Source organism: Saccharopolyspora sp. NPDC002376, from assembly GCF_053593195.1.
Window position 1 is genome coordinate 1 of the sequence record NZ_JBSFBZ010000027.1, and the last position, 24,864, is coordinate 24,864.

Annotated in this window: 27 protein-coding genes and 2 tRNA genes; 11 read left to right on the forward strand and 18 right to left on the reverse strand. The window is 67.2% G+C overall.

Annotated features, from left to right (window positions below; all coding sequences use genetic code 11):
* Nucleotides 1-340: 340 nt before the first annotated feature.
* Nucleotides 341-622 carry a tyrosine-type recombinase/integrase gene (locus ACWCO2_RS19035; RefSeq protein ID WP_450129060.1) on the forward strand — a complete coding sequence of 94 codons (282 nt, stop codon included), beginning with the start codon at nucleotides 341-343 and terminating at the stop codon, nucleotides 620-622.
* 467 nt (nucleotides 623-1,089) lie between these two features.
* Here the strand turns inward: ACWCO2_RS19035 and ACWCO2_RS19040 are convergent.
* From ACWCO2_RS19040 to ACWCO2_RS19050, 3 genes are all read right to left on the reverse strand, one after another.
* Nucleotides 1,090-1,164, reverse strand: a tRNA-Ile gene (locus ACWCO2_RS19040).
* A 206-nt stretch (nucleotides 1,165-1,370) separates the two neighbouring features.
* The gene (locus ACWCO2_RS19045) at nucleotides 1,371-1,577 is read right to left on the reverse strand and encodes a hypothetical protein (protein ID WP_450129061.1); all 207 of its coding nucleotides are present in this window, start codon (nucleotides 1,575-1,577) and stop codon (nucleotides 1,371-1,373) included.
* A 493-nt stretch (nucleotides 1,578-2,070) separates the two neighbouring features.
* The gene (locus ACWCO2_RS19050) at nucleotides 2,071-2,889 is read right to left on the reverse strand and encodes an alpha/beta fold hydrolase (protein ID WP_450129062.1); all 819 of its coding nucleotides are present in this window, start codon (nucleotides 2,887-2,889) and stop codon (nucleotides 2,071-2,073) included.
* Nucleotides 2,890-2,951: 62 nt separating this feature from the next.
* Here ACWCO2_RS19050 and ACWCO2_RS19055 point away from each other — a divergent pair, with 62 nt between their 5' ends.
* The 6 genes from ACWCO2_RS19055 to ACWCO2_RS19080 all read left to right on the forward strand — a co-directional run bounded on the left by ACWCO2_RS19055 (nucleotide 2,952) and on the right by ACWCO2_RS19080 (nucleotide 9,591).
* The gene (locus ACWCO2_RS19055) at nucleotides 2,952-3,974 is read left to right on the forward strand and encodes a sigma-70 family RNA polymerase sigma factor (RefSeq protein WP_450129063.1); all 1,023 of its coding nucleotides are present in this window, start codon (nucleotides 2,952-2,954) and stop codon (nucleotides 3,972-3,974) included.
* Between the two features lie 299 nt (nucleotides 3,975-4,273).
* Nucleotides 4,274-5,248: a hypothetical protein gene (locus ACWCO2_RS19060; protein ID WP_450129064.1), complete on the forward strand. Its 975-nt coding sequence runs from the start codon at nucleotides 4,274-4,276 to the stop codon at nucleotides 5,246-5,248.
* Nucleotides 5,249-5,378: 130 nt separating this feature from the next.
* Nucleotides 5,379-6,230 (forward strand): SAM-dependent methyltransferase, encoded by an 852-nt coding sequence (locus tag ACWCO2_RS19065; RefSeq protein ID WP_450129065.1) that lies wholly within the window; start codon nucleotides 5,379-5,381, stop codon nucleotides 6,228-6,230.
* 104 nt (nucleotides 6,231-6,334) lie between these two features.
* Nucleotides 6,335-6,955: a hypothetical protein gene (locus ACWCO2_RS19070; RefSeq protein WP_450129066.1), complete on the forward strand. Its 621-nt coding sequence runs from the start codon at nucleotides 6,335-6,337 to the stop codon at nucleotides 6,953-6,955.
* Nucleotides 6,955-7,503, forward strand: coding sequence for a hypothetical protein (locus ACWCO2_RS19075; RefSeq protein ID WP_450129067.1), 549 nt, complete (start codon nucleotides 6,955-6,957; stop codon nucleotides 7,501-7,503). The genes ACWCO2_RS19070 and ACWCO2_RS19075 overlap by 1 nt, the downstream gene beginning before the upstream one ends.
* Before the next feature lie 84 nt (nucleotides 7,504-7,587).
* A complete protein-coding gene (locus ACWCO2_RS19080; RefSeq protein ID WP_450129068.1) occupies nucleotides 7,588-9,591 on the forward strand; it encodes a neutral/alkaline ceramidase in 2,004 nt (667 codons plus the stop codon).
* Between the two features lie 241 nt (nucleotides 9,592-9,832).
* On the opposite strand, the gene ACWCO2_RS19085 is transcribed toward ACWCO2_RS19080, so the two are convergent.
* Both ACWCO2_RS19085 and ACWCO2_RS19090 read right to left on the reverse strand, forming a co-directional pair.
* Nucleotides 9,833-10,168, reverse strand: coding sequence for a hypothetical protein (locus ACWCO2_RS19085; protein WP_450129069.1), 336 nt, complete (start codon nucleotides 10,166-10,168; stop codon nucleotides 9,833-9,835).
* Nucleotides 10,165-10,455: a zinc finger protein gene (locus ACWCO2_RS19090; protein ID WP_450129152.1), complete on the reverse strand. Its 291-nt coding sequence runs from the start codon at nucleotides 10,453-10,455 to the stop codon at nucleotides 10,165-10,167. Before ACWCO2_RS19090 ends, ACWCO2_RS19085 begins: the two co-directional genes overlap by 4 nt.
* 85 nt (nucleotides 10,456-10,540) lie before the next feature.
* On the opposite strand from ACWCO2_RS19090, the gene ACWCO2_RS19095 reads away from it, so the two are divergent.
* Together ACWCO2_RS19095 and ACWCO2_RS19100 are read left to right on the forward strand one after the other, a co-directional pair.
* Nucleotides 10,541-11,383, forward strand: coding sequence for a helix-turn-helix domain-containing protein (locus ACWCO2_RS19095; RefSeq protein ID WP_450129070.1), 843 nt, complete (start codon nucleotides 10,541-10,543; stop codon nucleotides 11,381-11,383).
* A complete protein-coding gene (locus ACWCO2_RS19100) occupies nucleotides 11,380-11,580 on the forward strand; it encodes a DUF397 domain-containing protein (RefSeq protein WP_450129071.1) in 201 nt (66 codons plus the stop codon). The genes ACWCO2_RS19095 and ACWCO2_RS19100 overlap by 4 nt, the downstream gene beginning before the upstream one ends.
* Before the next feature lie 54 nt (nucleotides 11,581-11,634).
* Here the strand turns inward: ACWCO2_RS19100 and ACWCO2_RS19105 are convergent, their stop codons facing one another.
* The 5 genes from ACWCO2_RS19105 to ACWCO2_RS19125 all read right to left on the reverse strand — a co-directional run bounded on the left by ACWCO2_RS19105 (nucleotide 11,635) and on the right by ACWCO2_RS19125 (nucleotide 15,215).
* Nucleotides 11,635-12,480, reverse strand: coding sequence for a sporulation protein (locus ACWCO2_RS19105; RefSeq protein WP_450129072.1), 846 nt, complete (start codon nucleotides 12,478-12,480; stop codon nucleotides 11,635-11,637).
* Nucleotides 12,481-12,547: 67 nt separating this feature from the next.
* Nucleotides 12,548-13,189, reverse strand: a complete 642-nt coding sequence (locus tag ACWCO2_RS19110; RefSeq protein WP_450129073.1) for a LysE family translocator — start codon at nucleotides 13,187-13,189, stop codon at nucleotides 12,548-12,550.
* Between the two features lie 63 nt (nucleotides 13,190-13,252).
* The gene (locus ACWCO2_RS19115; RefSeq protein WP_450129074.1) at nucleotides 13,253-13,906 is read right to left on the reverse strand and encodes a putative T7SS-secreted protein; all 654 of its coding nucleotides are present in this window, start codon (nucleotides 13,904-13,906) and stop codon (nucleotides 13,253-13,255) included.
* Between the two features lie 20 nt (nucleotides 13,907-13,926).
* Nucleotides 13,927-14,250 carry a type VII secretion target gene (locus tag ACWCO2_RS19120; RefSeq protein WP_450129075.1) on the reverse strand — a complete coding sequence of 108 codons (324 nt, stop codon included), beginning with the start codon at nucleotides 14,248-14,250 and terminating at the stop codon, nucleotides 13,927-13,929.
* 101 nt (nucleotides 14,251-14,351) lie between these two features.
* A complete protein-coding gene (locus ACWCO2_RS19125; protein WP_450129076.1) occupies nucleotides 14,352-15,215 on the reverse strand; it encodes a hypothetical protein in 864 nt (287 codons plus the stop codon).
* A gap of 299 nt (nucleotides 15,216-15,514) precedes the next feature.
* Here ACWCO2_RS19125 and ACWCO2_RS19130 point away from each other — a divergent pair, with 299 nt between their 5' ends.
* A complete protein-coding gene (locus ACWCO2_RS19130) occupies nucleotides 15,515-15,685 on the forward strand; it encodes a hypothetical protein (RefSeq protein WP_450129077.1) in 171 nt (56 codons plus the stop codon).
* A gap of 124 nt (nucleotides 15,686-15,809) precedes the next feature.
* Here the strand turns inward: ACWCO2_RS19130 and ACWCO2_RS19135 are convergent, their stop codons facing one another.
* The 5 genes from ACWCO2_RS19135 to dnaG all read right to left on the reverse strand — a co-directional run bounded on the left by ACWCO2_RS19135 (nucleotide 15,810) and on the right by dnaG (nucleotide 20,598).
* Nucleotides 15,810-17,036 carry a DUF6236 family protein gene (locus ACWCO2_RS19135; protein WP_450129078.1) on the reverse strand — a complete coding sequence of 409 codons (1,227 nt, stop codon included), beginning with the start codon at nucleotides 17,034-17,036 and terminating at the stop codon, nucleotides 15,810-15,812.
* A 141-nt stretch (nucleotides 17,037-17,177) separates the two neighbouring features.
* Nucleotides 17,178-17,250: transfer RNA gene (locus tag ACWCO2_RS19140), tRNA-Asn, on the reverse strand.
* A gap of 112 nt (nucleotides 17,251-17,362) precedes the next feature.
* Entirely contained in the window at nucleotides 17,363-18,118 is a 756-nt protein-coding gene (locus tag ACWCO2_RS19145; RefSeq protein WP_450129079.1) for a trans-aconitate 2-methyltransferase, read from the reverse strand.
* A gap of 60 nt (nucleotides 18,119-18,178) precedes the next feature.
* On the reverse strand, nucleotides 18,179-18,712 hold the full coding sequence (locus ACWCO2_RS19150) for a hypothetical protein (RefSeq protein WP_450129080.1): 534 nt from the start codon (nucleotides 18,710-18,712) through the stop codon (nucleotides 18,179-18,181).
* Nucleotides 18,709-20,598 (reverse strand): DNA primase, encoded by a 1,890-nt coding sequence (gene dnaG / locus ACWCO2_RS19155; protein WP_450129081.1) that lies wholly within the window; start codon nucleotides 20,596-20,598, stop codon nucleotides 18,709-18,711. The genes ACWCO2_RS19150 and dnaG overlap by 4 nt, the downstream gene beginning before the upstream one ends.
* A gap of 125 nt (nucleotides 20,599-20,723) precedes the next feature.
* On the opposite strand from dnaG, the gene ACWCO2_RS19160 reads away from it, so the two are divergent.
* The gene (locus ACWCO2_RS19160) at nucleotides 20,724-21,620 is read left to right on the forward strand and encodes a sigma-70 family RNA polymerase sigma factor (protein WP_450129153.1); all 897 of its coding nucleotides are present in this window, start codon (nucleotides 20,724-20,726) and stop codon (nucleotides 21,618-21,620) included.
* A 17-nt stretch (nucleotides 21,621-21,637) separates the two neighbouring features.
* On the opposite strand, the gene ACWCO2_RS19165 is transcribed toward ACWCO2_RS19160, so the two are convergent.
* From ACWCO2_RS19165 to ACWCO2_RS19175, 3 genes are all read right to left on the reverse strand, one after another.
* Nucleotides 21,638-22,732, reverse strand: coding sequence for a serpin family protein (locus tag ACWCO2_RS19165; protein ID WP_450129082.1), 1,095 nt, complete (start codon nucleotides 22,730-22,732; stop codon nucleotides 21,638-21,640).
* 369 nt (nucleotides 22,733-23,101) lie between these two features.
* On the reverse strand, nucleotides 23,102-23,287 hold the full coding sequence (locus ACWCO2_RS19170) for a hypothetical protein (protein ID WP_450129083.1): 186 nt from the start codon (nucleotides 23,285-23,287) through the stop codon (nucleotides 23,102-23,104).
* A 149-nt stretch (nucleotides 23,288-23,436) separates the two neighbouring features.
* Complete coding sequence (locus ACWCO2_RS19175) at nucleotides 23,437-24,723, reverse strand: deoxyguanosinetriphosphate triphosphohydrolase (protein WP_450129084.1); 1,287 nt, start codon at nucleotides 24,721-24,723, stop codon at nucleotides 23,437-23,439.
* Between the last annotated feature and the right edge of the window lie 141 nt (nucleotides 24,724-24,864).

The following is a 24,864-nucleotide window of genomic DNA, read 5'->3' on the forward strand; positions in this document are numbered from 1 at the left end:
GTCGAGGTTCGCGGGTGGCCTGCTGCCGTAGCCGGGGGACCGCCGGCCGGTATTGGCACCGCGGCCGGGTGCGGCGGTGAGGGTGGCTGATGAAGTAGAGAAAGTTTAGACACACGCGGACTGCGGGCCCGGACCTGTGCGTTCTGGGGCTAGTCCTGTGCGCCTTCGAGCCCGATGAGGGCCTGGTCGAGGTCGACTACAACGTAGTCAGGGTCAAGGGCAAGGGCTTGATCAGGAAGTCGACCAAGACCGAGTACGGGGAACGGACCTTGCCGCTGCCATCGTGGGCTGTCGAGATGCTCCGTCGACGTTTCGCTGAGACCGACGATCCTGACGCCCGGTGTTCCCCAACAGCCTCGGCGGGCTCCGTGATCCTTCGAACACTCGGCGTGTCCTTCGTGAGACGCGCGGCAGTGAGGGGTTCGCCTGGGTCACCTCGCACGTGTTCCGCAAGACCGCTGCGACGATCCTCGACGAGGCGGGGCTGACGGCCCGGCTGATCGCCAACCAGCTCGGGCACTCGCGGCCGTCGATGACGCAGGACGTGTACATGGGCCGAGACGCAGTCAGCCGGGATACAGCGGACGCGCTGGAGTCGGCGCTCGATCCGGACGCCGAGTAGTTATGCGTGGGAAAGGTGTGGCTCGGCATCCACAAATGCAAAACCCCAGGTCTGCGACCTGGGGTTTTGGTGGGGCGCCAGGGGATCGAACCCTGAACCCGCGGATCTCGATTCCGTGATCATCAGTGTTTGCCGTTGTCTGCCAACACCTTTGGTTACCTGCACGAACACAGGAAGCGGATTTCGTGTTGCCTACCGCCGTTTGCGGGTAATTGTTGGCAACACGTTGACACCCTCTCCCCTACTCCCACCTCACACGCTCGGCGGCATGAGCGGGCGTTCGACCGGGCCCTAGGAGTCTTTCGAAGGTCTCCACGACCCAGGACGTCTACATGGGGCGCAAGGTCAAGAGCCGCAGGGCCGCCGACGCGCTGAGTGAGGTTGAGTGGTTCGGTGAGTAAAGTGTGGGAAAGGTGTGGAGATGATCAATCCGTGCCTTTCCCACAGCTGTTTTAGCAGGCGTTTTGTGGGGCAGGTGGGACTTGAACCCACGACCTGACGGATTATGAGTCCGCTGCTCTGACCTGCTGAGCTACTGCCCCCGTGGCGTTGGCAACACTGGCGATCGTAGCGAGGCGCCGGGGCGTTGCGACCCTCGGGTGGACCCGCCGCGCGGCCTACCGGACGATTGGTCGGACTGGTCGAATCACCTGCGCACGGCGTTGAGCCGACCGGACTAGCCGACCGTTCCAGGGCATGAGAAAGGGCGGTGCACCGCTGGTGCACCGCCCTGTTGATCTCAGCTCGTTCAGCCGATGAAGCTGAAGATGTCGAACGCGCCGGTGAGCTGGCCGATGACCGCCATCGTGGCCGCCAGCGCGGCGATGCCGGCGACGGTGATCACCGCCAACATGATCAAGTAGACCAACGCCTTGATCGGCTTCGGCAGCTTGGTCACCGAAGCGAAATCGGGCAGCGAGAGGTGCGAATTCTTGCCGATCCCTGGTGCGGACATCCTGACTTCCCCCGTCCTGTAGTCAGTCCCCTTGGACAAACCACCACTGCTAGAGAGACGACGTGCAACGGCGCTTCGTTGCACGCAAAAGCATCACGAGTTCGTTTCGGTCAGCAATCGAGCAGATCAACCAGAGTGGCCGGCCAGTGGTCCGCGGTTCGCGCGGCTTGCACAAATCATCAGCGCCACTGCCGCTGATCGCGAGCCGAGCATGGACGTGATCGCGCGTTGAGCCGGGATTGTTATCCTTCCCGATCCCGAGTCGCCCGGACAGGTGAACTGCAGTCGCCGCAACGTCGCGGCGTTCCTGCCCGGGGCTGCGAAATTCGCTTCAGCGCACCGCTTTCCGCGTTCGCTGCTGATCATCCCGATTGCGGTACCGAAGTACCTCATCACCGATCTTAGCGAACGCAGCAGCGACACCGCGGCGCGCCACGTGTTACTGCCATCACTCCGGGACGTCCGCGTCGAGTCCACTGTGCGGAGAGGGTTCTCAGTTCCGCAGGACCTCGCGGAGCCGGGTTTCGAAGGCCTCCGGGTCGTGGGCGAACCCGATGTGATCACCGGGGAACAGCACCGGGTCGACGTCCAGCTCCGCGGCCAGCGCCTTCGAGGTGCGCTCGCACAGCTGCCCTCCCGACTCCATACCGATGCCGACCACGACGCGGGTGGGCCCCGCACGCAAGGTCTCAAGGTCGGGCACCCAGTGCGAGGTGCCGCGCAGCATGTGCGCGTGCTGGTAGTGGTCGTCGGCGATCTGCTGGGCGTCGCGCTCGCCGCCGAAGATCTCCCCGACCGCTTCCGGCGGCATGTCGATGTTGGCCATGGCCAGGAACTTCCGCCAACCGCCGACGTGGTCGCCGGACAGGTGCGTGGCGATGATGTCCTCGGTGCTCGCGCGCAGCTGCTCGCGGTCCGGCAGCAGTTCGCACAGCGGCGGCTCGTGGACCACCGCCGTGCTGATCAGCTCGTGGTGCGCCTGCACCAGGGCCAGGGTGCTGACCGCTCCCCCGCTGGAACCGAGGACCACGGCCAGCCCCGCGTCGACGTGGGTGATGAGGCGGGCGAGGTCGTCAGCACGCAGCTCGGGCGTCGAGTCCTGCTCCGGATCGTCCAGCGGGCTGCGGTTGATGCCGCGCGGATCGGTGGTGAGCACCGCGTGGTCGACGGCGAGCCGGTCGGCCAATCCCTCGAACGACCTGGCGTCCATCGGGGCTCCGACCAGCACCACGAGCGGTCCGCGTCCGCGCACCTCGAAGTGCAGTCGACCGTCGGGCACCCGGAGCAGGCCGGTGGTGGGTGCGTTCGTCATAGCGATCCTCCTCGCAAGCGATTTACCGGTATGACCGGCGCTGCGAGGGCAGAATCATCGCTGTGAGCGACATTTCTTCCAGCACAGCGGATGATCTCTCCCGGGCCCGCGAAGGCGACGACGCCGCGTTCGAGCGGCTCGTGGCGCCGCTGCGGCGGGATCTGCACGCGCACTGCTACCGCATGCTGGGCTCCGCCCACGACGCCGACGACGCGTTGCAGGACGCGATGGTGCGGGCGTGGCGCGGGCTGGCGCGGTTCGAGGGGCGCAGCTCCGTGCGCACCTGGTTGCACACCATCGCCACCCGGACCTGCCTGAACATCATCGAGAACCGAGGCAAGCGGGCGCTTCCCGTCGATCTCGGACCGTCCACCGACCACGCCGTGATCGACGACGCCCCGCTCACCGACGTCGCCTGGCTGGGGCCGTACCCGGACGCCGGGCTCAGCAGCGGTCGAGCCGCCCCGGAAGCCCGCTACGAGCAGCGCGAAGCCGTCGAGCTCGCCTTCGTGGCCGCGCTGCAGCACCTGCCCGGCAACCAGCGAGCGGCATTGCTGCTGTTCGAGGTGCTGGGCTTTTCCGCCGCCGAGATCGCCGAGACGATGGGCACCTCGACCGCGTCGGTGAACAGCGCGCTGCAGCGCGCGCGGCGGATCGTGGCCGAGAAGGTCCCGCCGCGCACCCAGCAGCAGACGCTGCGCCAGCTCGAGGACGGGCGGATGCAGGAGATCGTCGCCGGATTCTCCGCGGCTCTGGAGAACGGCGACGCTGATTCCCTGCTCGCGCTGCTCACCGAGGACGTCACGTGGTCGATGCCGCCGCTGCCGCACTGGTACCGCGGTATCGAGGCGGTGACGGACTTCGCCGTTCAGGTTCCGCTGACCTGCGGGTCGTGGCGACACCTTCCGACCAGTGCGAACGGACAACCCGCGGCGGCCTGCTACCTCCGCCGCGACGGCGAGACCGTGCACCGCGCCTGGGCGATCAACGTGCTCACGCTGCAGGACGGTCTGATCCGGGAGATCACGGCGTTCATCGGCGCCGAGCACTTCCCGGTCTTCGGGCTGCCCGTGGAGCTTCCGTGAGGACTACGCCCCGTGAGCACTATGGGCTGTCATAGCAACCCAAAGTGCTCACGGGCCTTGGCGCAGGTGCTCGGAGCGAATTCGCCCGAGCTGCGCAAGGCTGGGCCGGTCCGGCGAAGTCCGACGCTCTCGTTCGGCGACGATCCGCGATCACGGCACTGCTGGCGAACCCGTCCGGCCGCCGATGCGACCCGGGTGCCGCAGTTCTGATCACCCGGCGCGATCTGCTGGCCGGCCGGGCATTTCCGCTCAGACGTCACCATGGGGTGCGAGCCGGAAACCTGACGCTGGGAGCCCCCGTGATCGCGTTCTCCGACGACGAGCACGAGCTGTACGCGCACCGATCAGACTTCGGACATCCCGATATGTCCGCCCGCTTCCACCGCCGCCACCGCTTCGCGCACCGTTCCCGGAACGACTCCCGCTGGGCGCACCTGCCCCACCACGCGCCGTCCCAGGCGCACGAGATCCTGCGGGAACGCGCGACAGCGGCCTTCCACCGAGCCGGGAATGCGCGCCGCACCACCGAATTGCGGTTCGAATGTCCGGACGACACCGACTTCACCTTGCTCGTCCAGATCCAGAGGGTCCGCGACGACCAGCAGGTCCCCAGCGTGCGGCTGATCCGTCCCGCACGGGGTGACCGCCGAGGCATCTCCGACATCGACCTGTTCGTCACCGGCATCGTGCATCCCAGCTGGGAGGATTGCGGGCGAGGCCGGAAGTGCTGGCGCCGGCACCTGTACCGCACCGACCGCTGCCCCGGACACCTCCGGTGGCGGACCACGCGCCACGGCGAGGAAATCATCAACGAGACGACGTCCCGCTACGACGGCGCTGCCACGATGCTCGGCATCGACACCTTCGCCGCGCGCATCACCAGCGGCGAGCTCGTCGTCGTCGACACCCGCCGCGACGACCACCCCGGCACCTTCCCGGTGATCTCCACGCCCGAGGGCGCCGAGCAAGCCGCGCTGTACGACGCGGAAATCGCGGAGTGGTGGGCCCTTCGCCGTATCAACCGCATGAAGTCCAAAGCGTGGGCGATCGCCCTCGAACACTGCACCCACGTCCGCGTCATCCCGAACGTGACGCGGTTCCTCGACCAGCTGTCACTGCCCGGAAGCACCGTGGCGGTGGACGAAATACTCCTGGTTCCAAGTGAATTCGACCGCGAAAGAATCATCGCTGCCGGTGCGGTGCGGGAATGGCCAGGACGACTCCGCGACGTCGTCGCAATGCCGACCGGACCCGTGCGGGGCAACGGCGAATAATAGTCAGACGTTTCGTCTGGAATATGCCACGAGAAAGCCCTTTCGCGGATTGAGCGCAATGCCGGACCCGCGTCGAGTTGGTGTTGTACCTTGGGTCGATCTTCGGACTCAGCACGAGGGGACAGCCACGATGACGGATTCGCCGGGACCGCTGCAGCGACTGATCGGCTCCGAAGCCGGGGCGGACCACGTGCCTGCGGAGATCAACACCGAGAAGGTCTCCATCGCCCGCATCTACGACTTCGCCCTGGGCGGCAAGGACAACTTCGCGGTCGACCGAGCCGCCGCCACGGCGATGACCGAGGTCGTCCCGGAGGCCCTGCTGCTGGCCAAGGCGAACCGGCACTTCGTTCAGCAGGCCGTGCGCTACCTGGTCGGCGAGGCCGGGATCCGGCAGATCGTCGACATCGGCTCCGGGCTGCCGACCGCGGGCAACGTGCACGAGATCGCGCAGGAGGTCGCACCCGAGACGCGCGTCGTCTACGTCGACAACGACCCGATCGTGCTGGCCCACGGCCGCGCCCTGCTGGCCTCCAACGACCGGACCACCTTCCTCAAAGCGGACCTGCGCGAACCGGAAGCCATCTTCGAACACCCGGACACCGAGCGGCTGATCGACCAGTCGGAGCCGTTCGCCGTGCTGCTGGGCGGAATCCTGATGCACCTCGAGGACGAGGAAGACCCCGAGGGCGTGGCCGCGGGCATCCGCGATCGCCTGCCCTCCGGCGGTTTCCTGCTGGTGTCCAACACCTGCGACAACGGTGAGCCGCGCGCCATGGAGCTGTCGCAGGTGTTCGCCGACAGCGGCATGGGCACCCGGTGCTTCCGCACCTGGGACGAGCAGATCCGCTATTTCGACGGCCTCGAACTGGTCGACCCCGGCCTGGTACCGCACAACGAGTGGCGCGTCGGCCCGGACATGCCCGAGCCGAACAGCCCAGCGCACGGCATGCACATCGGCGGTATCGGCCGAAAGCCCTGACCTCTGCACCGACCAGGCCTTCTTCCGAAGAACCGATCTTGCCGGCGTGATCGACGTGACAGAATGCGCACGATCGATCATCGCTTCGGAACCGCAGGAGTCGGATGGAAGGCAAGGGCAAGGTCGCAGTCCTGGTCACGGCCTTCACCGCAGCAGCCGCGATCGTCGGGTTCGCCGCAGACGGTCTCGACGTGCTGGACCGGATCACCGGCAATGCCGAGCCGTCCACGACCGCACCACCGCCGCCTTTCGACCCCGGGATGTCCGCGCAGCCCTCGGCATCGGCCACCCCCGCCGCACAGCTCCAGTTCGGCGAGCCGGAGGAGGTCGCGTGGAACGTGACCGAGACGGCGTGCGGCAGCACCAACGAGATCAACTGGGACGACCTCGGCAGCTCCCCCGCTGCAGACCCCGGCGAAACCGACTTCTCCTACGGCAGGGGCGATTGCTCGGCCGCGTCGTTCTACGCGACGCACGGTGGCCTCGTCCCGCCGAACACCGCGCTGGACGTGATGGCCTGCCGCAGCGCAGCGATGGCCGGCGCCCTGCCCATCTGGGTCGACGTCGATGACGTGGACGAGCTGGGACTCGTCCCCGGCGCCGCATTCTGCATCGTGACCGATCAGAAACGCGTGGTGCGCGCGGAGATCGGCGAGGTGATCACGGCGTCCAACATCCGCTCCCCGTCGTTGCGGGGGAAGGCGAAGATCTGGATCCCGGAGTGATGCCGCAACGTCGGAGTGCAGCACTCGGATTCCTGGTCGCAGCCGCTGTTGTCACCGGATGCTCCAGCGAACCCGAGGACACCACCCCTCCACAGCTGCGTGCACCCGCCGCTGCCTACTTCCCACCGGAAGTCGTGCTCTGGGGCGTTAATTCGCTGAACTGCGAAAAGCACGAGATCGACTGGGACGACACCGGCACCCACCCCGAGAGCGCGCCGGGCAAGCCGGATCTCGCCTTCAGCGGAGAGCACTGCCTGGCAGACTGGTTCAGCAAATACCAGGGCAGCGCCATGTCGATCGTGCAACCCAGCGCGTTCCTCACCCCGACCGAGTGCCACCGAGCTGCGACCAATCCCGAGATACCGGGCGTGCTGCACGAGGAGATCGGCGCGGACATCTTGGACACCCTGCAACCCGGCACTGCGCTGTGCGTGGTGACCGACCTCGGCCGCGTCGTCCGCGCCCGCATCGACGACGTCGACCCTCCGGACCACCAGCCGACCTTCCGGGGCGAGGCCACCGTGTGGACGCCGAAACCGGCGAGCTGACCCCTTGGCAGCGTGAACTGAATCACGTAGTCTCCAGCGGCCAAGAACATGAATTCGGTTCGCATTCACCGAGGAGTGCAGCCCATGCCCGTTGCCAGGAGGCAGGTGCTGGCGGCCGCCGCCGCAGCACCACTGGTCGCATCGGCCCTCGGCGGCACCAGCGCCGCCGCCGAAACCACCCGAGGATCCGGGGATTACCTGGTAGGCAGGGGTATCGCCGACGTCACCGGCCCGGCCGCCGAGAACGGCATGATGGGCTACTCGATGCCCCAGCAGCAGACCGCGGGCATCCATCTGCGCACCCTCGCGCGCGCGTTCGTCGTGGCCGGCGGCGACAAGCGCATCGCGTTCGTCACCGCCGAGCTCGGCGCGCTGTTCCAGTCGGTGCACCAAGGAGTTCTGCGCAAGCTCCGCGAAACGTACGGCGATCTCTACACCGAGCAGAACGTGCTGCTCAACGCCACGCACACGCACGCCGCGTGCGGCGGCGACTCGCACTACGCCGCTTACGACCTGGCGATCCTCGGCTTCCAGGAACAGACCTACAACGCCGTCGTGGACGGGATCGTCGAGGCGATTTCCCTGGCGCACGACGACCTCAAGCCCGGCACCGTGCACCTCGGACGGGCCGTGCTGACCGATGCCAGCGTGAACCGGTCGCACAGCGCGTTCGACCTGAATCCCCAGTCGGACAAGGACCACTTCCCGCTGGCCATCGACCCGGCAGTGACGGTGCTGCGTTTCGCGCAGGGCAACCGGGACGTCGGTGCGATCACCTGGTTCGCCACCCACGGCACCTCGATGACCAACACGAACCAGCTGATCAGCTCGGACAACAAGGGCTACGCCGCGTTCGCCTGGGAGCAGCTCGACGACGAGTTCGTCGCCTGCTTCGCGCAGACCAACTCCGGTGACATGTCGCCGAACCTGAACCTCTCGCCCGGTTCTGGGCCGACCGACGACGAGTTCGAGAACACCCGGATCATCGGCGACCGGCAATTCCGCGCAGCGAAAAGCGCTTTCGACGCAGCGCAGGAGCAGATCACCGGCGCGGTCGACCACCGGATGTGCTTCGTCGACATGTCCAAGGTCATCGTGGACGGTCGCTTCACCCCGGACGGCCAGCAGCACAAGACCACCACGGCGGCGATCGGCGTGTCCATGCTCGCCGGAAGCCGCGAGGACGGGCCAGGCCTGCCGATCCCGGAAGGCATCCGCAACCCGTTCCTGGACTGGCTCGGCGGCGCCGACGAACCAGTCCCGGACTGGTTGGCCGACGAGCAGGCGCCCAAACCGGTCGCGGTGCCGTTCGGCGCGATGAAGCCCTACCCGTGGTGCCCGGAAGTGCTGCCGCTGCAACTGATCCGCATCGGCCAGCTGCACCTGGTGGCCGCCCCCGCCGAGTTCACCATCGTGGCCGGCCTGCGGATCCGCCGCGCGGTCTCCGAAGAGCTGGGCGTACCGCTGGAGAACGTGCTGGTGCAGGGCTACTCCAACGCCTACAGCCAGTACGTGACCACGCCGGAGGAGTACGACGCCCAGCAGTACGAGGGCGCCTCGACCCTGTTCGGCCGGTACACGCTGCCCGCTTACCAGCAGGAGTTCAGCCGCCTGGCCGCCGCGATGCGGTCCGGCGACTCCGTGCCGCCGGGCCCGACTCCGCGCGACCTGCGCGGAAAGCTGATCAACTTCCAGCCTGGCGTGGTCTTCGACGACAAGCCGCTGGGCCGCGAATTCGGCGACGTCCTCACCGAACCGGCCACCCGCTACGGCCGCGGCGACCAGGTCTCCGCGGTGTTCACGACCGGCCACCCGAAGAACGACCTGCACCGCGGCGGCACCTTCGCCGAGGTCCAACGCCAGGTGAACGGCACCTGGCAACCCGTGGCCGACGACCGCCACTGGTCGACGAAGTACCGCTGGGCCCGAACCGGCCCGGCGACCTCAACGGCCACGATCACCTGGGACATCCCGCCCAACGCCCCGACCGGCCGCTACCGAATAGTCCACAACGGAAACTGGAAGAACGGCTGGAACGGCGAGATCACCGCCTTCACCGGAACCACCCAAACCTTCGTCGTCACCTGACCCCGATGCCCATGATCAATCACAGTTTCAATTGAAACTGTGATCCACCGTGGGCAAGATTTACAGTTTCAATTGAAACTGTGGCTTAGAGAACGGATGGCCGGGCGGTGCCGGGGGCGCCGACGAACGACACACCGCCCGACCATCCGAGGTGCCCTGACCGTCCTGGGTGTCGACGGCGGGCACGTGGCGGGGAGCGCAGCTCGGGGAGGGGACGGCCGCAGTTCTCCCCACCAGGCCTTCAGATTTGACGCAAAGCCGCCAGGATCCTCTGCAGCAGCAACGGATCCCCAGTGGACTCATGTTCTGCCGGAGCACTGGCTTCGATGCGCGGCAAAAGCCGTGTCTCCGCAGTGGCCAACGCATAGGCCATACCGCAGTGCGGAGGCGTGGGTTCGTGCAGCCGATGACGACCGCCGGACTCGACTTCGCTGGCGGCTTGGGCGAGCAGGTGCCGCACGGTCAACGCGCCTTCACCAGCACCAGCGTGTTTGCCGTGTTCGGTGAAGTGCTGGACCACGCACCACACGGCGAATCCGAACACGACTGCGCCGAAGGCGATTACCGCTGAGATCATCGCGCACCACGCATCGGCGGCAGGCCAGCGAGTTCACGAGCGGACCGGTTGCACTCCGAGCAAGTCGGCCACAACCACGCGATCTCACTCGAATCGGCCTGAACGGACTCCCCGCACAGCGTTGAAACCTCGGTGTCGTCTACGTAGACGAGCGAACCCGATGGACGTCCATCCGTACTCGCATGCCGCTGGCCAGCACCCGGAACCCAATGGAACGGATGAGCTCTGTACGACATGAAGCCTCCCGCCTGCTCGCCTCCAGCAGCCACCTGTTGTGCTGCATGCATCAAGTATGTGATGCATGCAGCATTCGCGCTATTACTCGATCAGCTGACGCTGTCCTGACGATCTGTGCACGCATACGATTGCTGCATGGCAAGCAGCGCTGACACTCCGCGAGCACGCGCGTTGGGAGCGGAGCTAAGGCAAGCACGTGAACGGCTCGGCTATTCGACGCGCAAGCTTGCCGGGATGATCGAGCGAAGCAGTTCGCACATATCGCGCTGGGAGAACGGCAAACTCATTCCCAGCGAGGCGGACACCGCCACCGTTCTGGCCGTGCTGGGAGTCAACGGCACGGACCGTGAACGGCTCCTCGACCTCGCTCGCGATGCACTCGACCCGAACTGGGTGGCTCCGGGCGTCGACAAGCAGCTGGCAGCCCTGACGGAATACGAGCGCACAGCGGACACCGTCATCAACGTCGAGCCGCTGATGATCCCAGGCCTTCTGCAAACCTATGAGTACGCCCGTCACATCATGGTCGCTTACGGCCAGCCCCGTGGCGAAGCCGAGCAGCGTGCAACCCTTCGGATCGGCCGACAGCACGTGCTCACCGACAAACCGCCGAAACATCTCATCGCCATCGTCGGCGAGTACGCACTGCGTTACTCGGTTTGCCCAGATGACGTGATGGATGAGCAGCTTCGCCATCTGTTGAAGGTCTCCGAACTGGACAATGTCGAGCTCCAGATCCTGCCGATGGAACATCCATCCGCTGCGGTGTTGAGTGGCGCGTGGGCGCTGCTCGAGTTCTCTCGCGCGAAGCCGGTGCTGCACCTCGAACACTTCCGTTCGTCGGCGACGATCACGGACGAGAAGACGGTGAAGAGTTACAGAGCTGCAGTGGACGAGCTGCGTGAATTGGCGATGAGCCCAACGGAAACAGCAAGACTCATCGCCGATGTCATCGGATCCAGGGAGACGACATCATGACGGTACGAACCTTCCCCGAAAGCTGGCGGAAGTCGAGCTACAGCGGCGGACAGACGAACTGCGTCGAAGTCGGCCGTGTCGGTGGTGGCGCTGCGGTGCGGGACAGCAAGAACCGCAGCGCAGGACACTTAACCACCACGCCCGACCAGTGGTCGACGTTCCTCGGCGCGATCAAGGGTGGCCGGTTCGACGGTTGAGGGTTCGTGAGTGCGTAGCAGTGTTCGAACACTGCTACGCACTCACGATCTCTGTCAGAGCCAGTTGGTGCCGGTGCGCTCGATTCGTTGGTGGATCTCGGCGGGCCAGTCCACCTGGGACATCGTCGCGTAGTCGACGTGCAGGACGTTCTTGACGTCTCGGTCCCCGGTGAGCAGGCCGTGCCGGCGGTCGGCTTCCAGGACCACGTCCATGCCGTCCGGGCCGGCGAAGAACGACACCCTGAGCTCCCGGATCCGCCGGTAGCGCGGCGAGCCGCTGAACTCGATCTCCTGGTGGAACGGCAGCTGCTGCCGGGTCCCGCGGAACCGGCCGTTCTCGACGTCGGCGTGGTGCAGCCGGAACCCGAGCTGCTCCACCGCTTCCAGCAGCACGTGCTGCGCGGGCAGCGCGCCGACCCCGATCGGATCGGTGTCGGTCGCGTCGAACGCCCCCTTGATCTCCAGCTGGGTGCGCACCGCGATGAACATGCCAGGCAGCGGCCCGTCCCTGAAGTGCGTGATGGGTGTTTCGAGCGGCGCCTGGACTTGGAAGGGGATCTCGACGACCTGCCCGGGCTGGAGCACGACGCCGCGCTGGACGTCGACCCGCCCGAAGCCGATCATCGTCTCCCGCGTCCGCTTGTGGCGGTCGTGGTCGTGGCCCTGGTAGTGGTCGCTGTCCGGACCGTGGGCGGGGATCTCGTGCTTGACGCGCGCGACGAACTCGACGAAGACGCCGTCCAAGGGCTGCTGCATCTCCCCGCCCCGCAACCGAACGGTCCCGCGCACAGGACCACCGGGCTGCACCCCGGGAGTGTGCAGCACGGTATCCACCTCAGCGCCACCGAAACCGACAGCGGCCAACAACTTCTTGAACATGCCGCCCAGTGTTCCGCCCAACTCCGCTCCGCGCGGACACAACAGCCGAATCCGCCCGAAACGTCGCCAATCGCCCCCCGTGTCGGACCTACTGGCTGCTCACCGCAACGCGCAGCCCGAGCGCGATCAGAACGGTCCCGGTGATCGCTTCGAGACGCCGCCGGACCTTGGACTTCCGGAACCAAGCTCCCGCCCGCGCAACGCTGCCGGCCAACGCGAGGTAGAAGCCGAATTCCACGGTCACCTGGATCAGCGCGAGGATGGCGGTGGTGCTCAGCAACGGCCAGTTCTCCGGGATGAACTGCGGGTAGAAGGCGAACATGAAGATCGCCGCCTTCGGATTCGCGAGCTGAACGAGCAGCCCCTCCCCCACAGCTCGGGCGAAGGATCCGCTCCCAGCCTCTTCAGCGGGCACTACCTCTTCGACGCTGCCGCGATTCCTGAAGATCTCGATCCACGAGCGGATGCCGAGGTAGATGAGGAAGGCCGCGCCCGCGAGGCGCAGCACGAGGTACGCGGTTTCCGACGCCGCCACGAGCGCGGTCAACCCAGCACCAGCAGCGATCGCCCAGATATAGACACCGGCTTCCAACCCGAGAACGGTGCCAACAGCAGGCCGGAACCCGCGCAGAGCGGCCCGACGGAAGATCAACGCCATGGCAGGCCCGGGAGACACCGAGATCAACAGAACGGCCAGCAGAAACCCAGGAAGCAACCCCACCAAGTCCATGACGAGGATTGTGGCACTCCCACACCGCGAATCCCATGGACTCCAGGGCAAACCACTGCCCGCTCACGTCAACCAGGAATCGAGCACCGCGGCGTTGAGGGCGCTCAACTGCTGTTGGTAATGCGCGGACACGTTCCCGAAAACGCCGTACGGGCTGGGCAGGTCCACCTTCATGCTGCGCCGTGGTTCCACCTCGGGCTGCGGCGTGGCAACGAGCTGAATCGACGGTGACGGCGAGACGACCGGTTCCGGTTCACTCAGCACTCGGCGCAGGCCAACGATGGTCTCGTTCGCCTCCCTGATGGCGGCGGCCGCCGCCACACCGACTTCGTCGAGCTGGTGCTGCCACCTCGCGATGAGAGCCCTGCTGTTCTCCACGACAGCAGGGGCGAAACCGCACTCTCGCGCTTCCGCCATGGCGGAAGCAGCGAAGAGCTGCACGTCTTCGAGCGTAACTCGGTACTGATGCAGCTTCGCCGCAGCCTTGTAATGGGCATCCGCCGCGTTCAACCAGTTCTTGCCCATGGCAAACCGCGCGTCGTCGAAGTATTCCCGCGCGCGCCCGTCCCAGGTGTCGGCCCGGAGCGACCAGATCTTCCGCCCGGTCGACTCGAGGTGGTCAGCTAGCCCTTTCAGCCGCGTGCACTCGCCCTCGATGCCGAGGTTGTTGCCGCGAATCGGCACCAAACTGTCGTCCACAGCGTCTTGTACGGCCATCGTGGTTCGTCCGGTCAGGATTACTGGCGCTCCATCACGTCAGACAGTGCCAAAGCCATGTCGGAGTCGGTTCTTTCATATCCGGCAGCTGCATCCGCGAGACGTTCGGCCATCTCCAGGGCATCATCCCGGAGAAGGTCGACCACACCCGAAGAGTTGCGCTGGAACTCGGACAACTCCTTGGCCAGCTGGCCGTTGCCCACCTCGCCCGGGTTGAGCCAGTACTTCAACGCCGACTGCGCGGAGAACTCCCCGATCGCCTCCTGCACGGTCTGGGCGGCGTCGCGCAGTTCCGCCGGCTCGACGGAGAAACGAGCGGTTCCCGAGTCCTTCGGCTCAACCATGGCCCGAGATCATAGCGGCCCGCCTTTGCCGATGTGCGCGATTCGCACGAAAAATTCAGTTGTTTCGCCTCAACCAGCTCTGCTTGCTCTGGAATCCTTGCTCAGCTGCTCTGGACGAGGTTGGCCACCAGTTCCGGAGGCAACGGCAACGCGTCGGCCTTTTCCGCATTCCTGTCCGCACTGGGATTGACCAGCACTCCCGCCGCCAGCTCGAGGTGGTGCATCTCCCGCAACAGATCGGCACCGGTCATGGTGGAAGGATGCCCTTCCCACGGCGGATTCGCCGAACGCTGGTACTCCACCAGCAAACTGGCACTGGTGAAGGCACAAACCCAGTCCCCGTGACTCGCCGTTCGCGCGATGGCCAACGTCCCAGCCGAAGACCGCGGCACGTGCACAACACCGGCGAGAACGAGCTGGATCGCGCGGTCCGCCTGCGCTCGCGGGTTGCTGACCTCGCGGATCGCGCACAGTATCGCCCCACCGTCCCGGGACTGCTCCAACTGTTCCCGTCGGTTTGGCTCCCGTTCCAGTACAGCCCGCACTGCATCAGGCGAAATCGGCGCCCAGACCCGGTCGAGCTGTGCCGCCACGTCTTTGCGCGCCTCTTCTGCCCGCCGCCCGACGGTCCGCGACGAGTAACCGGCGCCCAGTCTGCTCGCCAGCAGCTCTATCCGTCTCTGGTGCTTCAAGTGCATCAACGCCGGATCGGGGTCGATATTGTAGGAAACTCGCACGATCCGGGCAGTTATCGGAACCGGGATCTCAGAGATGGCTTGGTCCAGGCGAACGATCGTTTGAGCCATGACACCAGCCATGTCCTCCACCGTGATCCCCCAGATCCGGCGCAGGTCTGGCCCAAGCCAATTGCTCAGATCCGGGCGTCGAACGCCAAGCCCTTTGTGCATGTCGAGGACCGAATCCCTCGCGCTTTTCAAATCCACACGGCTGCGAGAGCCAGTCATTCGCGTATCCCCCTGCCCGTACCGGAAGGCCGACCTTAGAGGAGCGGAGCTGATCCGGTCAATCGCCTCACCCCCTCCGACCTGCGATTCCCGGGAAAAGTTGCCAGCTTCTTGCCACGGTCCCCGCTTGGCAAGTTCCTGGCGAAAAACTTCTCCGTGGCAACTTCGTGGCGAGTACTGCCGAAATCGTGGGCAATCCAGCGATTCCCCAATAACGTCGGTTCTGTTCGAAACCGACGCGCCGGTATCGACGCTGGATCCCCCACCGAACGCGGCGCGCTCCTGCCGGAGGAATTCCCATGAACCCGCTCTACGTGTTCGCCCTTGCCATCCTGCTGGGCTTCGAGACCTGCTACATCGTCTTGTCGCACCACTACCGCCGCCAGATCACGCAGCTGAAGAGCGAGTGGGAGTGGGAGCGCCGCGAACGACGCCTCCTCGAAAGCGGCATGCGGCTCGTCGAACGCTGAGATCGCCCCGCGCGGCGAACCTTCGTAGCAGAGAGCGCAAAGCCCCAGGCCATGCAGCCTGGGGCTTTGCGCCCGCATCAGCCTCACGAAGCGTCCATTGTGGAATTCGGGGTGTCCGTTCAGTTCATCGTTTGTGGAGCAGGTTTCGCAGGCGGTCCGTCAGGGATGCCGGGTCGAGTTCCTGGCCCACTCGGAACAAGTAGCCGACGGGCGATTCCTTGACCGCTTTCCGCCGTTCGCTCCGAGTTCGGACGGGGACGCTGGCCAGGCAGGTCGCCACCGCGGCCGGCCCGGTGACTGCTGGACTCACGCCTGCCAGCTGGGCTGCCGTCGCCGCTAGTGGCGGTAGCGCGAAGGTCCTGATGTTGGCCAGCGCGCGGACGGACTCCAGACCGACGCTGCGCAGCCGTTCGCGCAGGTCGGCCAGCTGGCGCGACACGGTGCGCTGCACTTCGTTGCGGACGTGCTCTTGGAAGACGGTGAGCTCCCGGACGTCCTCGATGCCGGTCATCTGCTCGACCTGGCTCGTGACGTACTCGCGGAACGCATCCAGTTCAGCGCCGAACCTCTGCCGGACTTCGACGATCTTCTCCACCGGGACGGAAGCGAGATTCGCGGGCACCACCGTTTCGAAGGCCATCAGCACGAACGTTCCCAACGGATCCCCCGGCGTGCCCCCGCTGCTCAGGCGCTCACCCAACAACGCCTCGGCGAGGCGTTCCACGTTCCAGTCGGAAGCGGCCGCGTGCGGCAAGATCTGGTCGGTGACCGGATGCAGGTGGTTCTGCGCGGCGACCTGCTCGGTCAGGACGCACAGGTAGACGCTGGCCAGCTCCGGATGCATGCCCAGCCAGCGGCCGCCCCGACCTTCCACCTCGACGGCGAGGCCCGATTCGATCACGCTCTCGGTCAGTCTCGGGAAGACCTTGCTGAGGTGGACGTAGCTCAACCGCGGATTCAACACCGGGCCCTCGGAGACCGAACCTGCCGCGTCCCCGGGGACCACGCCCGCCGACGACGCTCCCCCACCCGATGAGACGTTCATGAAGCTTTCCGCTGGTCGAACGGGCCAACGACTCTCACCGTGGAGCCCGAAGCGCTCCCGCAGCTTCGAGGCGTGTTCCTCGACGAACTCCAGAAAATCCCCTTGCACGATGTGCGCTGCCTGGTTCGGCGGCACGTCGACGAGCCACCCGAGCTCGCTCTGAAGCGTCCTCGCCACGACCGAGTCCCGCACCGGGTAGTTCCGCGGACGCAGCCGCCCCATCTTCGGCCAGTACAGGGCCGCGTACTTCATCCACGTGTCGTCGCGAACGTGGATGTACGGGTAGTACAGGGCGATCGGGTCCACGGCGCTCCTCCCAGGTGCACGCCTGTCCGCTGCGTCACCCTATCGGGATTACCTGCCCCGCAGTCCCTTTCGCGCACGTCCGCGCTTCGAAAGGGAGTCCGAAAACGAAAGAGCCCCAGATCATCGATCTGGGGCTTTGCGCTCCTCCGACTGGACTCGAACCAGTAACCCTTCGATTAACAGTCGAATGCTCTGCCAATTGAGCTACGGAGGAATGTTCTTTTGTTTCGTCAGCTCGTCTCGCTGACAGGAACTACTTTAGCGCATCCCCGCAGGACCCTCCGCAGGCACCCCCCTCTTATTGATCCAAGCAGCGTAACCGCAGGTCAGAGGCGGCGCGCTACGACGAAGACGCGACGGAACGGGAACCAGGTCACCCCATCTGGTCGCTGCGGATAGGCCTCCGCCAGTCGAGGCGCCAGCTGCGCGCGGAACTCCGCCCATTCGGCGTCGTCCAGCGCCGCCCGAACTGGGCGCAACGCCGTTCCTGTCACCCATTCGAGGATCGGATCCGGTCCCCGCAAGGCGTGGACGTAAGTCGTCTCCCACACGTCCACCGCGACCTCGAGATCGGCGAGGGCGTCGGCGTATCCGACCGGAGTGAGCACCGAGTCCGTGCGCAGGACATCCGCTCGGTCTCGCCAGCGCGGCTCGGCCATCAGTTCGCGGATCGCCACGTAGGACGGTGATTCGAAGTTGCCCGGGACCTGGAAGGCGAACCACGATCCGGAAGGCAGCCCGGGCAGCCAGCGCTGCAACAGCTCCACGTGTTCGGGCACCCATTGCAGGACCGCGTTGCACAGCACGACATCGGTGTCCTGCAACGGTTTCCAGTCCCGGACGTCCTCGATGCGCGCCGGAATCCCGTTGGCCCGCGCCGCTTCGACCATCTCCGGCGACGAATCCGTGGCCTCCACCTCCGCATCCGGCCAGCGGTCGGTGAGCAGGTGCGTCAGATTGCCCGCGCCGCAACCGAGGTCCACCACGCGGCGCGCTTGGTCAGCTCCGACCCGGGCCATCAGATCGTGCGCCGGGCGGTCTCGCTGCTCGCTGAAGGTCAGGTACTTCTGCGGATCCCACATGCCGCACCTCCTTAGCAGTACGCCCGTACCGTATTCCTGGAGGTGCTCATCTGTCGAGCGTCAGTTCTGGTCCTTCGCCCGGTGCAGCTGCTCGACGACGGTGGCCGCGAACTCCGCGACCGCGGCCTCGTCCGCCCCGCGGTCCGGCCGGACCTGCAGCACGATCCCGTCCTGACCAGGCACCTTGCGCTGCACGAACCACGCTCCCCCGCCGGGAAGATCGCGGTGGTGGCGGGAGCGGATCGACTGGTTCACGCGCTCGTGCACGACGTCCGGCAGGCGCCCGGACTCGGTCAGCTGCAGCCGACGGCTCGGCTGGTCGTGCAGCAGCACCGCGCCGCCCGCGCCGCCGGATTCCTCCGCCTCGATCACGGTGAGCACGCCGTCGTTCCAGGTGGCCTTGCTCAGCAGGTGCCAGCCGACGCGGCGCCCCTCGGGCAGCCACAGGCCGAGGTGGGTGGCGACCAGCGCACCATCCGAAGTCCGCGACACCGCGAGGACGTGCTCGTCCGCGGCGAGTTCGCCGGTGAAGTCGGCCGGCAACTCGGCCGTGCCGCTCAACCTCGCGACCAGACGCCGCAGCCAGGTGATCAAATCGTCCCCATCAGCTGTTCGAGCAGGGCCTTCCGGTAGCCCTCCAGCGCGATCATGTCGCCGAAGAGCGCGTTGTACTCCTCGGCGTCCTCCAGCGGCGACATCCGCTGGACCTTCGACTTGATGTCCGCGATCTGCCTGCTGACCAGGCGTTCCTGCAGCCGGACGACCAGCCCGGAGATGTAGCGCGGACCTTCCTCGGTTCGCGACTCCAGCTTTTCCACCGCCAGCTCGGTGAGCAGGCCCCGCGTGACCTGGTTCTCGCACTGTTGCGACACCGCGTCGACCAGCCCAGCCCCGCTCAAGCCGGAGGCCGAACCGCCCGCGGCGAGCATCGCGCGGTGCAGCTCGGCGTAAACGGGCTCGGTGAACGCTTCGTCCGGCAGCGCGTCGTACATCGGTCCGGCCAGTGCGGGCTCCTGCAGCGCCGCCTTCAGCAGCTCGCGCTCTGCCCAACGCGGATCGTGCAGCTGCGGCCGCTTGGGCAGGTCGACGTCCATGCCGAGCGACTGTTGCGCCTTGTCGCGCTGCGGTCGGCGCTTGGTGTGCACCGGGGCGCCCGAGCTCTGCCGGACCCGCCGGACCACCTGGTTCTCGTCGTTCCAGCCCGCCCACCAGGCGAGCCTGGCCGCGTAACCGTCCCGGCTCGCCGGATCCTTGATCTGCGCGACCAGCGGCACGGTCCGCTTCAGCGCCGCGACGCGGCCGTCCACCGAATCCAGGTCGTACTCGGTCAGCAGGCTGCGGATCGCGAACTCGAACAGCGGACGGCGCCGGGCCACCAGGTCGCGCACCGCCGCGTCGCCCTTGGCCTCGCGCAGCTCGCACGGGTCCATGCCGTCCGGAGTGATCGCCACGTAGGTCTGCCCGGCGAACTGCTGCTCGCCCTCGAACGCCTTCAGCGCCGCCTTCTGCCCAGCCTCATCACCGTCGAAGGTGAAGATGACCTCGCCGCGGAACGCGTCGTCGTCCATCATCAGCCGGCGCAGCACCGAGATGTGCTCGTCGCCGAAAGCCGTGCCGCAGGAGGCCACCGCCGTCGGCACCCCGGCAAGGTGCATCGCCATCACGTCGGTGTAGCCCTCGACCACCACCGCCTGGCGGCGCTTGGCGATCTCCCGCTTGGCCAGGTCGATGCCGAACAGCACCTGCGACTTGTTGAAGATCGGGGTCGCCGAGGTGTTGACGTACTTGGCCTGGATCGGGTCGTCGTCGAAGAGCCGGCGCGCGCCGAACCCGACGACGTCACCGCCTAGGTCCTTCAGCGGCCACAGCAACCGCCGGTGGAACCGGTCGATCGGGCCGCGGCGGCCTTCCTTGGACAGACCGCACTTGATCAGCTCGTCGAGCTCGAAGCCCTTCTGCAGCAGGATCTTCGTCAGCTTGTCCCAGCCGGCGGGCGCGAAACCGCAGCCGAAGCGCTGCGCCGCAGCCTCGTCGAAACCGCGCTCCGACAGGTACTCGCGGGCCTTGAGCGCCTCCGGCGAACGCAGCTGCTCGACGTAGAACTCGGCGGCGATGCGGTGCGCTTCGACCATCCGCGCCCGCGTGCCGCGGTCGCGCTTGGGCCCTGGAGCACCGCCCTCGTACTGCAGCTGGATACCGACCTGGTCGGCCAGCCGCTCGACGGACTCCACGAAGCCGAGGTGCTCGATCTTCATCACGAAGGCGATGACGTCGCCGCCCTCACCGCAACCGAAGCAGTGGAAGGTGCCGTGGCTCGGGCGCACGTTGAACGACGGGGTCTTCTCGTCGTGGAACGGGCACAGGCCCTTCTGCGCGCCGCCACCGGCGTTTCGCAGGGCGACGTATTCGCCTACGACGTCGTCGATCCGGCTGCGATCGCGCACCTCGGCGATGTCGCTCTCCCGGATCCTACCTACCACGTGGACCAGTCTAGGGGCATTGTGATCGTCGCCGTCCGGGTGCCTCTCGGTGCGCTGCTCCGGCTGGTCGGATCGCATCTGCGGTTTCACCGGTTCGGCGCGTCCGCGATGTCGCTTGCGGCAGAATCACCGTCGTGCCCGCCAGCAGCACCGCGCTCGCCGCGGAATTCGACCAGCACCGCAGCCGGTTGATAGGTCTCGGCTACCGGCTCACCGGCCGGATCGCCGACGCCGAGGACGCCGTCCAGGACGCCTGGTTTCGGCTCGCGTCGACCGACCGCGCGGACATCCGCGACCTGAGCGCGTGGCTGACGACCGTGGTCAGCCGGCTGTGCCTGGACCGGATGCGTTCGGCGGCGGTGCAGCGCGAGCAGTACGTCGGCCCGTGGCTGCCGGAACCGCTGGTGACCTCGCTCGACGACGACCCGGGCGACATCGTGGCCGATCAGGACGACCTGCGGATGGCCGCGCTGCGCGTGCTGCACGAGCTGACGCCCGACCAGCGGCTGGCCTTCGTCCTGCACGACGGCTTCGACGTGCCGTTCGCCGAGATCGCCGACGTGCTCGGCTGCAGCGTCGTCGCGGCCCGGCAGCACGCCTCGCGAGCGCGGCGCGCGATGGCCGACGCCGACCCGCCGCCGCGCGTGCCGCTGCCCGAGCAGCAGCGCGTGCTGGAGGAGTTCCTCGCCGCCGTGGCGTCGAAGGACATCGACGCGGTGACGCGAGCGCTGCACCCGGCGATCGCGGTCTTCGGCGACAGCGGCGGCAAGGCCCGCACCGCCCGACGCCCGGTCGTGGGCGTCGACAAGGTGGCCCGGTTCATCGTCGGACTCATGCAGAAGTACGACGACGGGCTACTCGCGGGGATCCGCCCGGTCCTGGTCAACGGCGACCTCGGCGTCGTGCTGCCGAGCTCCCCCGGCATCCCGGGCCGCGTCTTCACCCTTTCGATCATCGACGGCCAAGCGGCAACCCTCTTCGACATCGTCAACCCCGACAAGCTCACCCGAATCCCCTGGTGAGCGGGGACGCCGTGCGGTCAGGCGGGGTTGGTGATTCGGGCTAGGAAGTAGAGGGCTCCGGTGGTCTGGTGGCGGACCAGGAAGAGGAACGGTCGGTCGACCTCGACTCGGATCGGGTCCGGCTCTCGGACGATCGCCGACAGCCGCATCATCATCGCCGTCGCCGCCGCGCCTTCGAGGCCCTTCTCGTCCACGTCGAGGACCGCCTGGTGCACCACCGCTGAGACCCGCAACGGCTCGTCGGTCAGCGGGGAGAAGTCCGCGGCCGGGGTGAACAGGTCGCGGACGTCGAGCGCACCCAGCGGTCGGGTCAGCTCGGCATCGCCGGTGACCTTGAACTTCGGCAGGAACAGCTCCAGGCGCTCCTGCTTCACCGCACCCAGGAGCCTGCCCAGGCGTGCGGCGTCGAGACCGGGTTCGGCCTGCTCCAAGCCGTCGTCGGGGAGCAGCACCACGGCCTCGACTCCTCCGGCGGCGGGCAGGCCGACCGCTTGCCAGCCCTCTGCCGCGGCATAGCCGAGACGCCGCGTGACGTGCATCGTCGGCACGTCGCGGGCACCGGTCGGAGCGTGGAAGGCGCGCGCGGTGGTGGCCTTGTCGTCGAAGGCCTCGCGCCACGAGACCTTCAGGTACAGCGCGTTGACGAGCGCAGCGACCGTTTCCGGACGCACTGAACCGGTGGGCAGCAGCTCCGGGATCAGGTCGCGGGTAGTTTCCGCGACGTCGGTGTTGATCAGCTGCCGGGACTTCTCCGGGTCGGTGCGGAACGGCGCGTTGCGCACCTCGCTGCCGGGCCAGTCCTTCAGCGCGCCCAAGTAGGATTCCTCGATGCGGAGTTCCTCGTGCGCCCACAGCGTGTTCGCCACTGCGAGCACCGGCGGTTCGGGCGCAGGGCCGGTGGCCAGCTCGGCCGCGCCGCGGAGCACGTCGAGCAGTGCGGACGGCTCGTCGCGCAGGGCCGTGACCAGCTCTTTGCGGGTCTGGCCACCGGTCGCGGTGGCGGCCAGACCGAGCGCGCTGGCCACCGAGTACGGCGACCAGCAGAACTGCTCGTCCGGCTTCGGGGCGAGCTGCCGGTGCAGGGACAAGCTGAAGTCGAGGTGTTCGCTCACGGCCGCTGGGCTCCGTTTCCGCGTCGGCTCACTCCGGTCTGATCCCGAGTCTGCCAGCCAACGGGCCCCGCTGACCGCGCCCGAACCACAGTTTCAATTGAAACTGTAAAACCCAGCCACGAGCAATCACAGTTTCAATTGAAACTGTGATCAACGCACCGGGCACACCCCGCCCAGCACGAGCCCCTGATCAGCCCAGTCGCCCTGCCGATGACCACCGGGCTCCGGCGTCGGGGGTTCCGTGGTGTCCCGCCCGGTGCAATTTCAATGGAAATCAGACGTCTGAAATTGCGGGATCCAGCCACGCGGCCGAGGAGGAGACGGGGCGGTTGGCGACGGGGTCCACGGGGCAGAGGCCTGGGACGGATCTCAGCGGAGGGACTCTTCGATCTCGGAGAGACCCATGAGGCGGAGTTCCTGGGCGATGTAGGTGGCCGCGCGCTGGGCTTCGGGGTCCTGCCAGTTCAGGTCGGTGACCCAGTCGGCCAGGTTGTCGGCGTTGATGTACGGCTCGCCGCCGACGACGAGCTTCTGGATGTAGTGCCGGTTGCGCATCGGGGTCTCCTCGCGACCCGGCTGTTTCGGGGACCAGGCCGCTGGGCGGTTTCGGGGGTCGGTGCTACCTGCGGTCGGGAACCGCCGTCGAGCACTCTGCGTAAGCATCGCGGAGAATCCCAGATCAACTCGCCCCTTTCGGATGTACGTCACACAGATTCAGAAACGTTCCGTACATGCTTTCGATGCCAACGCACCGCCTGCGCATCGGTCAGCGACGCCACCTGGTCCAGCACCACCCGCAGCCGCACGGCGTCGTCCCCCGCCCGCCGCCACACCGCCGACATCGCCGGGTCCAACGACCCCGGGGCGCGCTCAGCCAGCGCGTGGACCAGCTCCGCCAGCATCACCCGCTGCCGCTCCTGCATCCGCAACCGCTGCGGATCGCTCATCACGTACCGCAGCGCAACCGCCTTGAGCACCGCGACCTCGGCCACCACAGGCTCGGGAACCACCAGATCAGCGAGGTACCGGGTGAGCGACCCCGGCCCGAACCGGTCCACCGTGCCGGTCACCGCGGCCGCCACGAACCGCCCCACCAGCTCGCTGGTGAGCCGCTTGAGCGCCACCTGCGCGGTGAACGTGCCGTCGTAGTCCAGCACCGCCGCCACCACCGGCCACCGCACGAGCTCCTCCGCGGCGTGCTCCAGCAGCCCCGAGGTGGCGCCGGAACCATCGCCGCTGAAGTACTTCGCAGCCATCCGGACGATCTCCGCGCGCTCATCACCGCTGGTCAGCGAGCGCAGCGAGATCCGTCCGGAGAGCACCCCGTCCTCGACGTCGTGCACCGAGTACGCCACGTCGTCGGCCCAGTCCATCACTTGGGCCTCCAGGCAGCGGCGCTGCGGCGGGGCGTCCTGCCGCAACCACTCGAACACCGCCAGGTCGTCCGGGTACACCCCGAACTTGGCCTCGCCGGGCCGCTTCGGCCACGGGTACTTGGTGGCCGCGTCAAGGCACGCCCGGGTCAGGTTCAGCCCGCGGCCGACTTCACCGGATTCGGCCAACTTCGGTTCCAGCCGGGTGAGGATCCGCAACGTCTGCGCGTTGCCCTCGAACCCGCCGCAGGGCCCGGCCAGGTCGTTGAGCGCGCGTTCGCCGTTGTGCCCGAAGGGCGGGTGGCCGATGTCGTGCGCGAGACCCGCCGTGTCGACGAGGTCCGGATCGGCGCCCAACGCCGCTGCGATGCCCCGCCCGATCTGCGCGACCTCCAGCGAGTGCGTCAACCGGGTGCGCGGTACGTCGCCCTCCTCCGGGCCGACCACCTGCGTCTTGCCCGCCAACCGGCGCAGCGCCGCCGAGTGCAGCACGCGCGCGCGGTCGCGGGAGAACGGGGAACGGTTGTCGGAGCGCGCACCTTCGGGCACGGCGAGCTTCGGCGGCTCGGGAAGCAGCCGTTCCAGATCGTGCGCGTGATAGCCGGGCGTGGTCTCCATCGGGCTCAGACTACGGCCGGAATCCGACGTATCGCCGGAGCCCGCTGGCGTTTCGCAGCAGCGCCCACCAGACGTTTGATGCCTTGGTCGCGACGCTCAGCGTGCCCAGCCGACGCAGGCCGTCGCAAGCGCGCTGCGCGC

What these genes read in the sequence shown, in the direction of transcription:
- ACWCO2_RS19095 (WP_450129070.1), top strand. Translation starts at nt 10,541, where the DNA reads ATGGCAAGCAGCGCTGACACTCCGCGAGCACGCGCGTTGGGAGCGGAG.
- ACWCO2_RS19075 (WP_450129067.1), top strand. Translation starts at nt 6,955, where the DNA reads ATGCCGCAACGTCGGAGTGCAGCACTCGGATTCCTGGTCGCAGCCGCT.
- ACWCO2_RS19110 (WP_450129073.1), bottom strand. Translation starts at nt 13,189, where the DNA reads ATGGACTTGGTGGGGTTGCTTCCTGGGTTTCTGCTGGCCGTTCTGTTG.
- ACWCO2_RS19115 (WP_450129074.1), bottom strand. Translation starts at nt 13,906, where the DNA reads ATGGCCGTACAAGACGCTGTGGACGACAGTTTGGTGCCGATTCGCGGC.
- ACWCO2_RS19045 (WP_450129061.1), bottom strand. Translation starts at nt 1,577, where the DNA reads ATGTCCGCACCAGGGATCGGCAAGAATTCGCACCTCTCGCTGCCCGAT.
- ACWCO2_RS19085 (WP_450129069.1), bottom strand. Translation starts at nt 10,168, where the DNA reads ATGATCTCAGCGGTAATCGCCTTCGGCGCAGTCGTGTTCGGATTCGCC.
- ACWCO2_RS19065 (WP_450129065.1), top strand. Translation starts at nt 5,379, where the DNA reads ATGACGGATTCGCCGGGACCGCTGCAGCGACTGATCGGCTCCGAAGCC.
- ACWCO2_RS19090 (WP_450129152.1), bottom strand. Translation starts at nt 10,455, where the DNA reads ATGCATGCAGCACAACAGGTGGCTGCTGGAGGCGAGCAGGCGGGAGGC.
- ACWCO2_RS19080 (WP_450129068.1), top strand. Translation starts at nt 7,588, where the DNA reads ATGCCCGTTGCCAGGAGGCAGGTGCTGGCGGCCGCCGCCGCAGCACCA.
- ACWCO2_RS19125 (WP_450129076.1), bottom strand. Translation starts at nt 15,215, where the DNA reads ATGACTGGCTCTCGCAGCCGTGTGGATTTGAAAAGCGCGAGGGATTCG.
- ACWCO2_RS19050 (WP_450129062.1), bottom strand. Translation starts at nt 2,889, where the DNA reads ATGACGAACGCACCCACCACCGGCCTGCTCCGGGTGCCCGACGGTCGA.
- ACWCO2_RS19120 (WP_450129075.1), bottom strand. Translation starts at nt 14,250, where the DNA reads ATGGTTGAGCCGAAGGACTCGGGAACCGCTCGTTTCTCCGTCGAGCCG.
- ACWCO2_RS19100 (WP_450129071.1), top strand. Translation starts at nt 11,380, where the DNA reads ATGACGGTACGAACCTTCCCCGAAAGCTGGCGGAAGTCGAGCTACAGC.
- ACWCO2_RS19175 (WP_450129084.1), bottom strand. Translation starts at nt 24,723, where the DNA reads ATGGAGACCACGCCCGGCTATCACGCGCACGATCTGGAACGGCTGCTT.
- ACWCO2_RS19130 (WP_450129077.1), top strand. Translation starts at nt 15,515, where the DNA reads ATGAACCCGCTCTACGTGTTCGCCCTTGCCATCCTGCTGGGCTTCGAG.
- ACWCO2_RS19170 (WP_450129083.1), bottom strand. Translation starts at nt 23,287, where the DNA reads ATGCGCAACCGGCACTACATCCAGAAGCTCGTCGTCGGCGGCGAGCCG.
- ACWCO2_RS19145 (WP_450129079.1), bottom strand. Translation starts at nt 18,118, where the DNA reads ATGTGGGATCCGCAGAAGTACCTGACCTTCAGCGAGCAGCGAGACCGC.
- ACWCO2_RS19070 (WP_450129066.1), top strand. Translation starts at nt 6,335, where the DNA reads ATGGAAGGCAAGGGCAAGGTCGCAGTCCTGGTCACGGCCTTCACCGCA.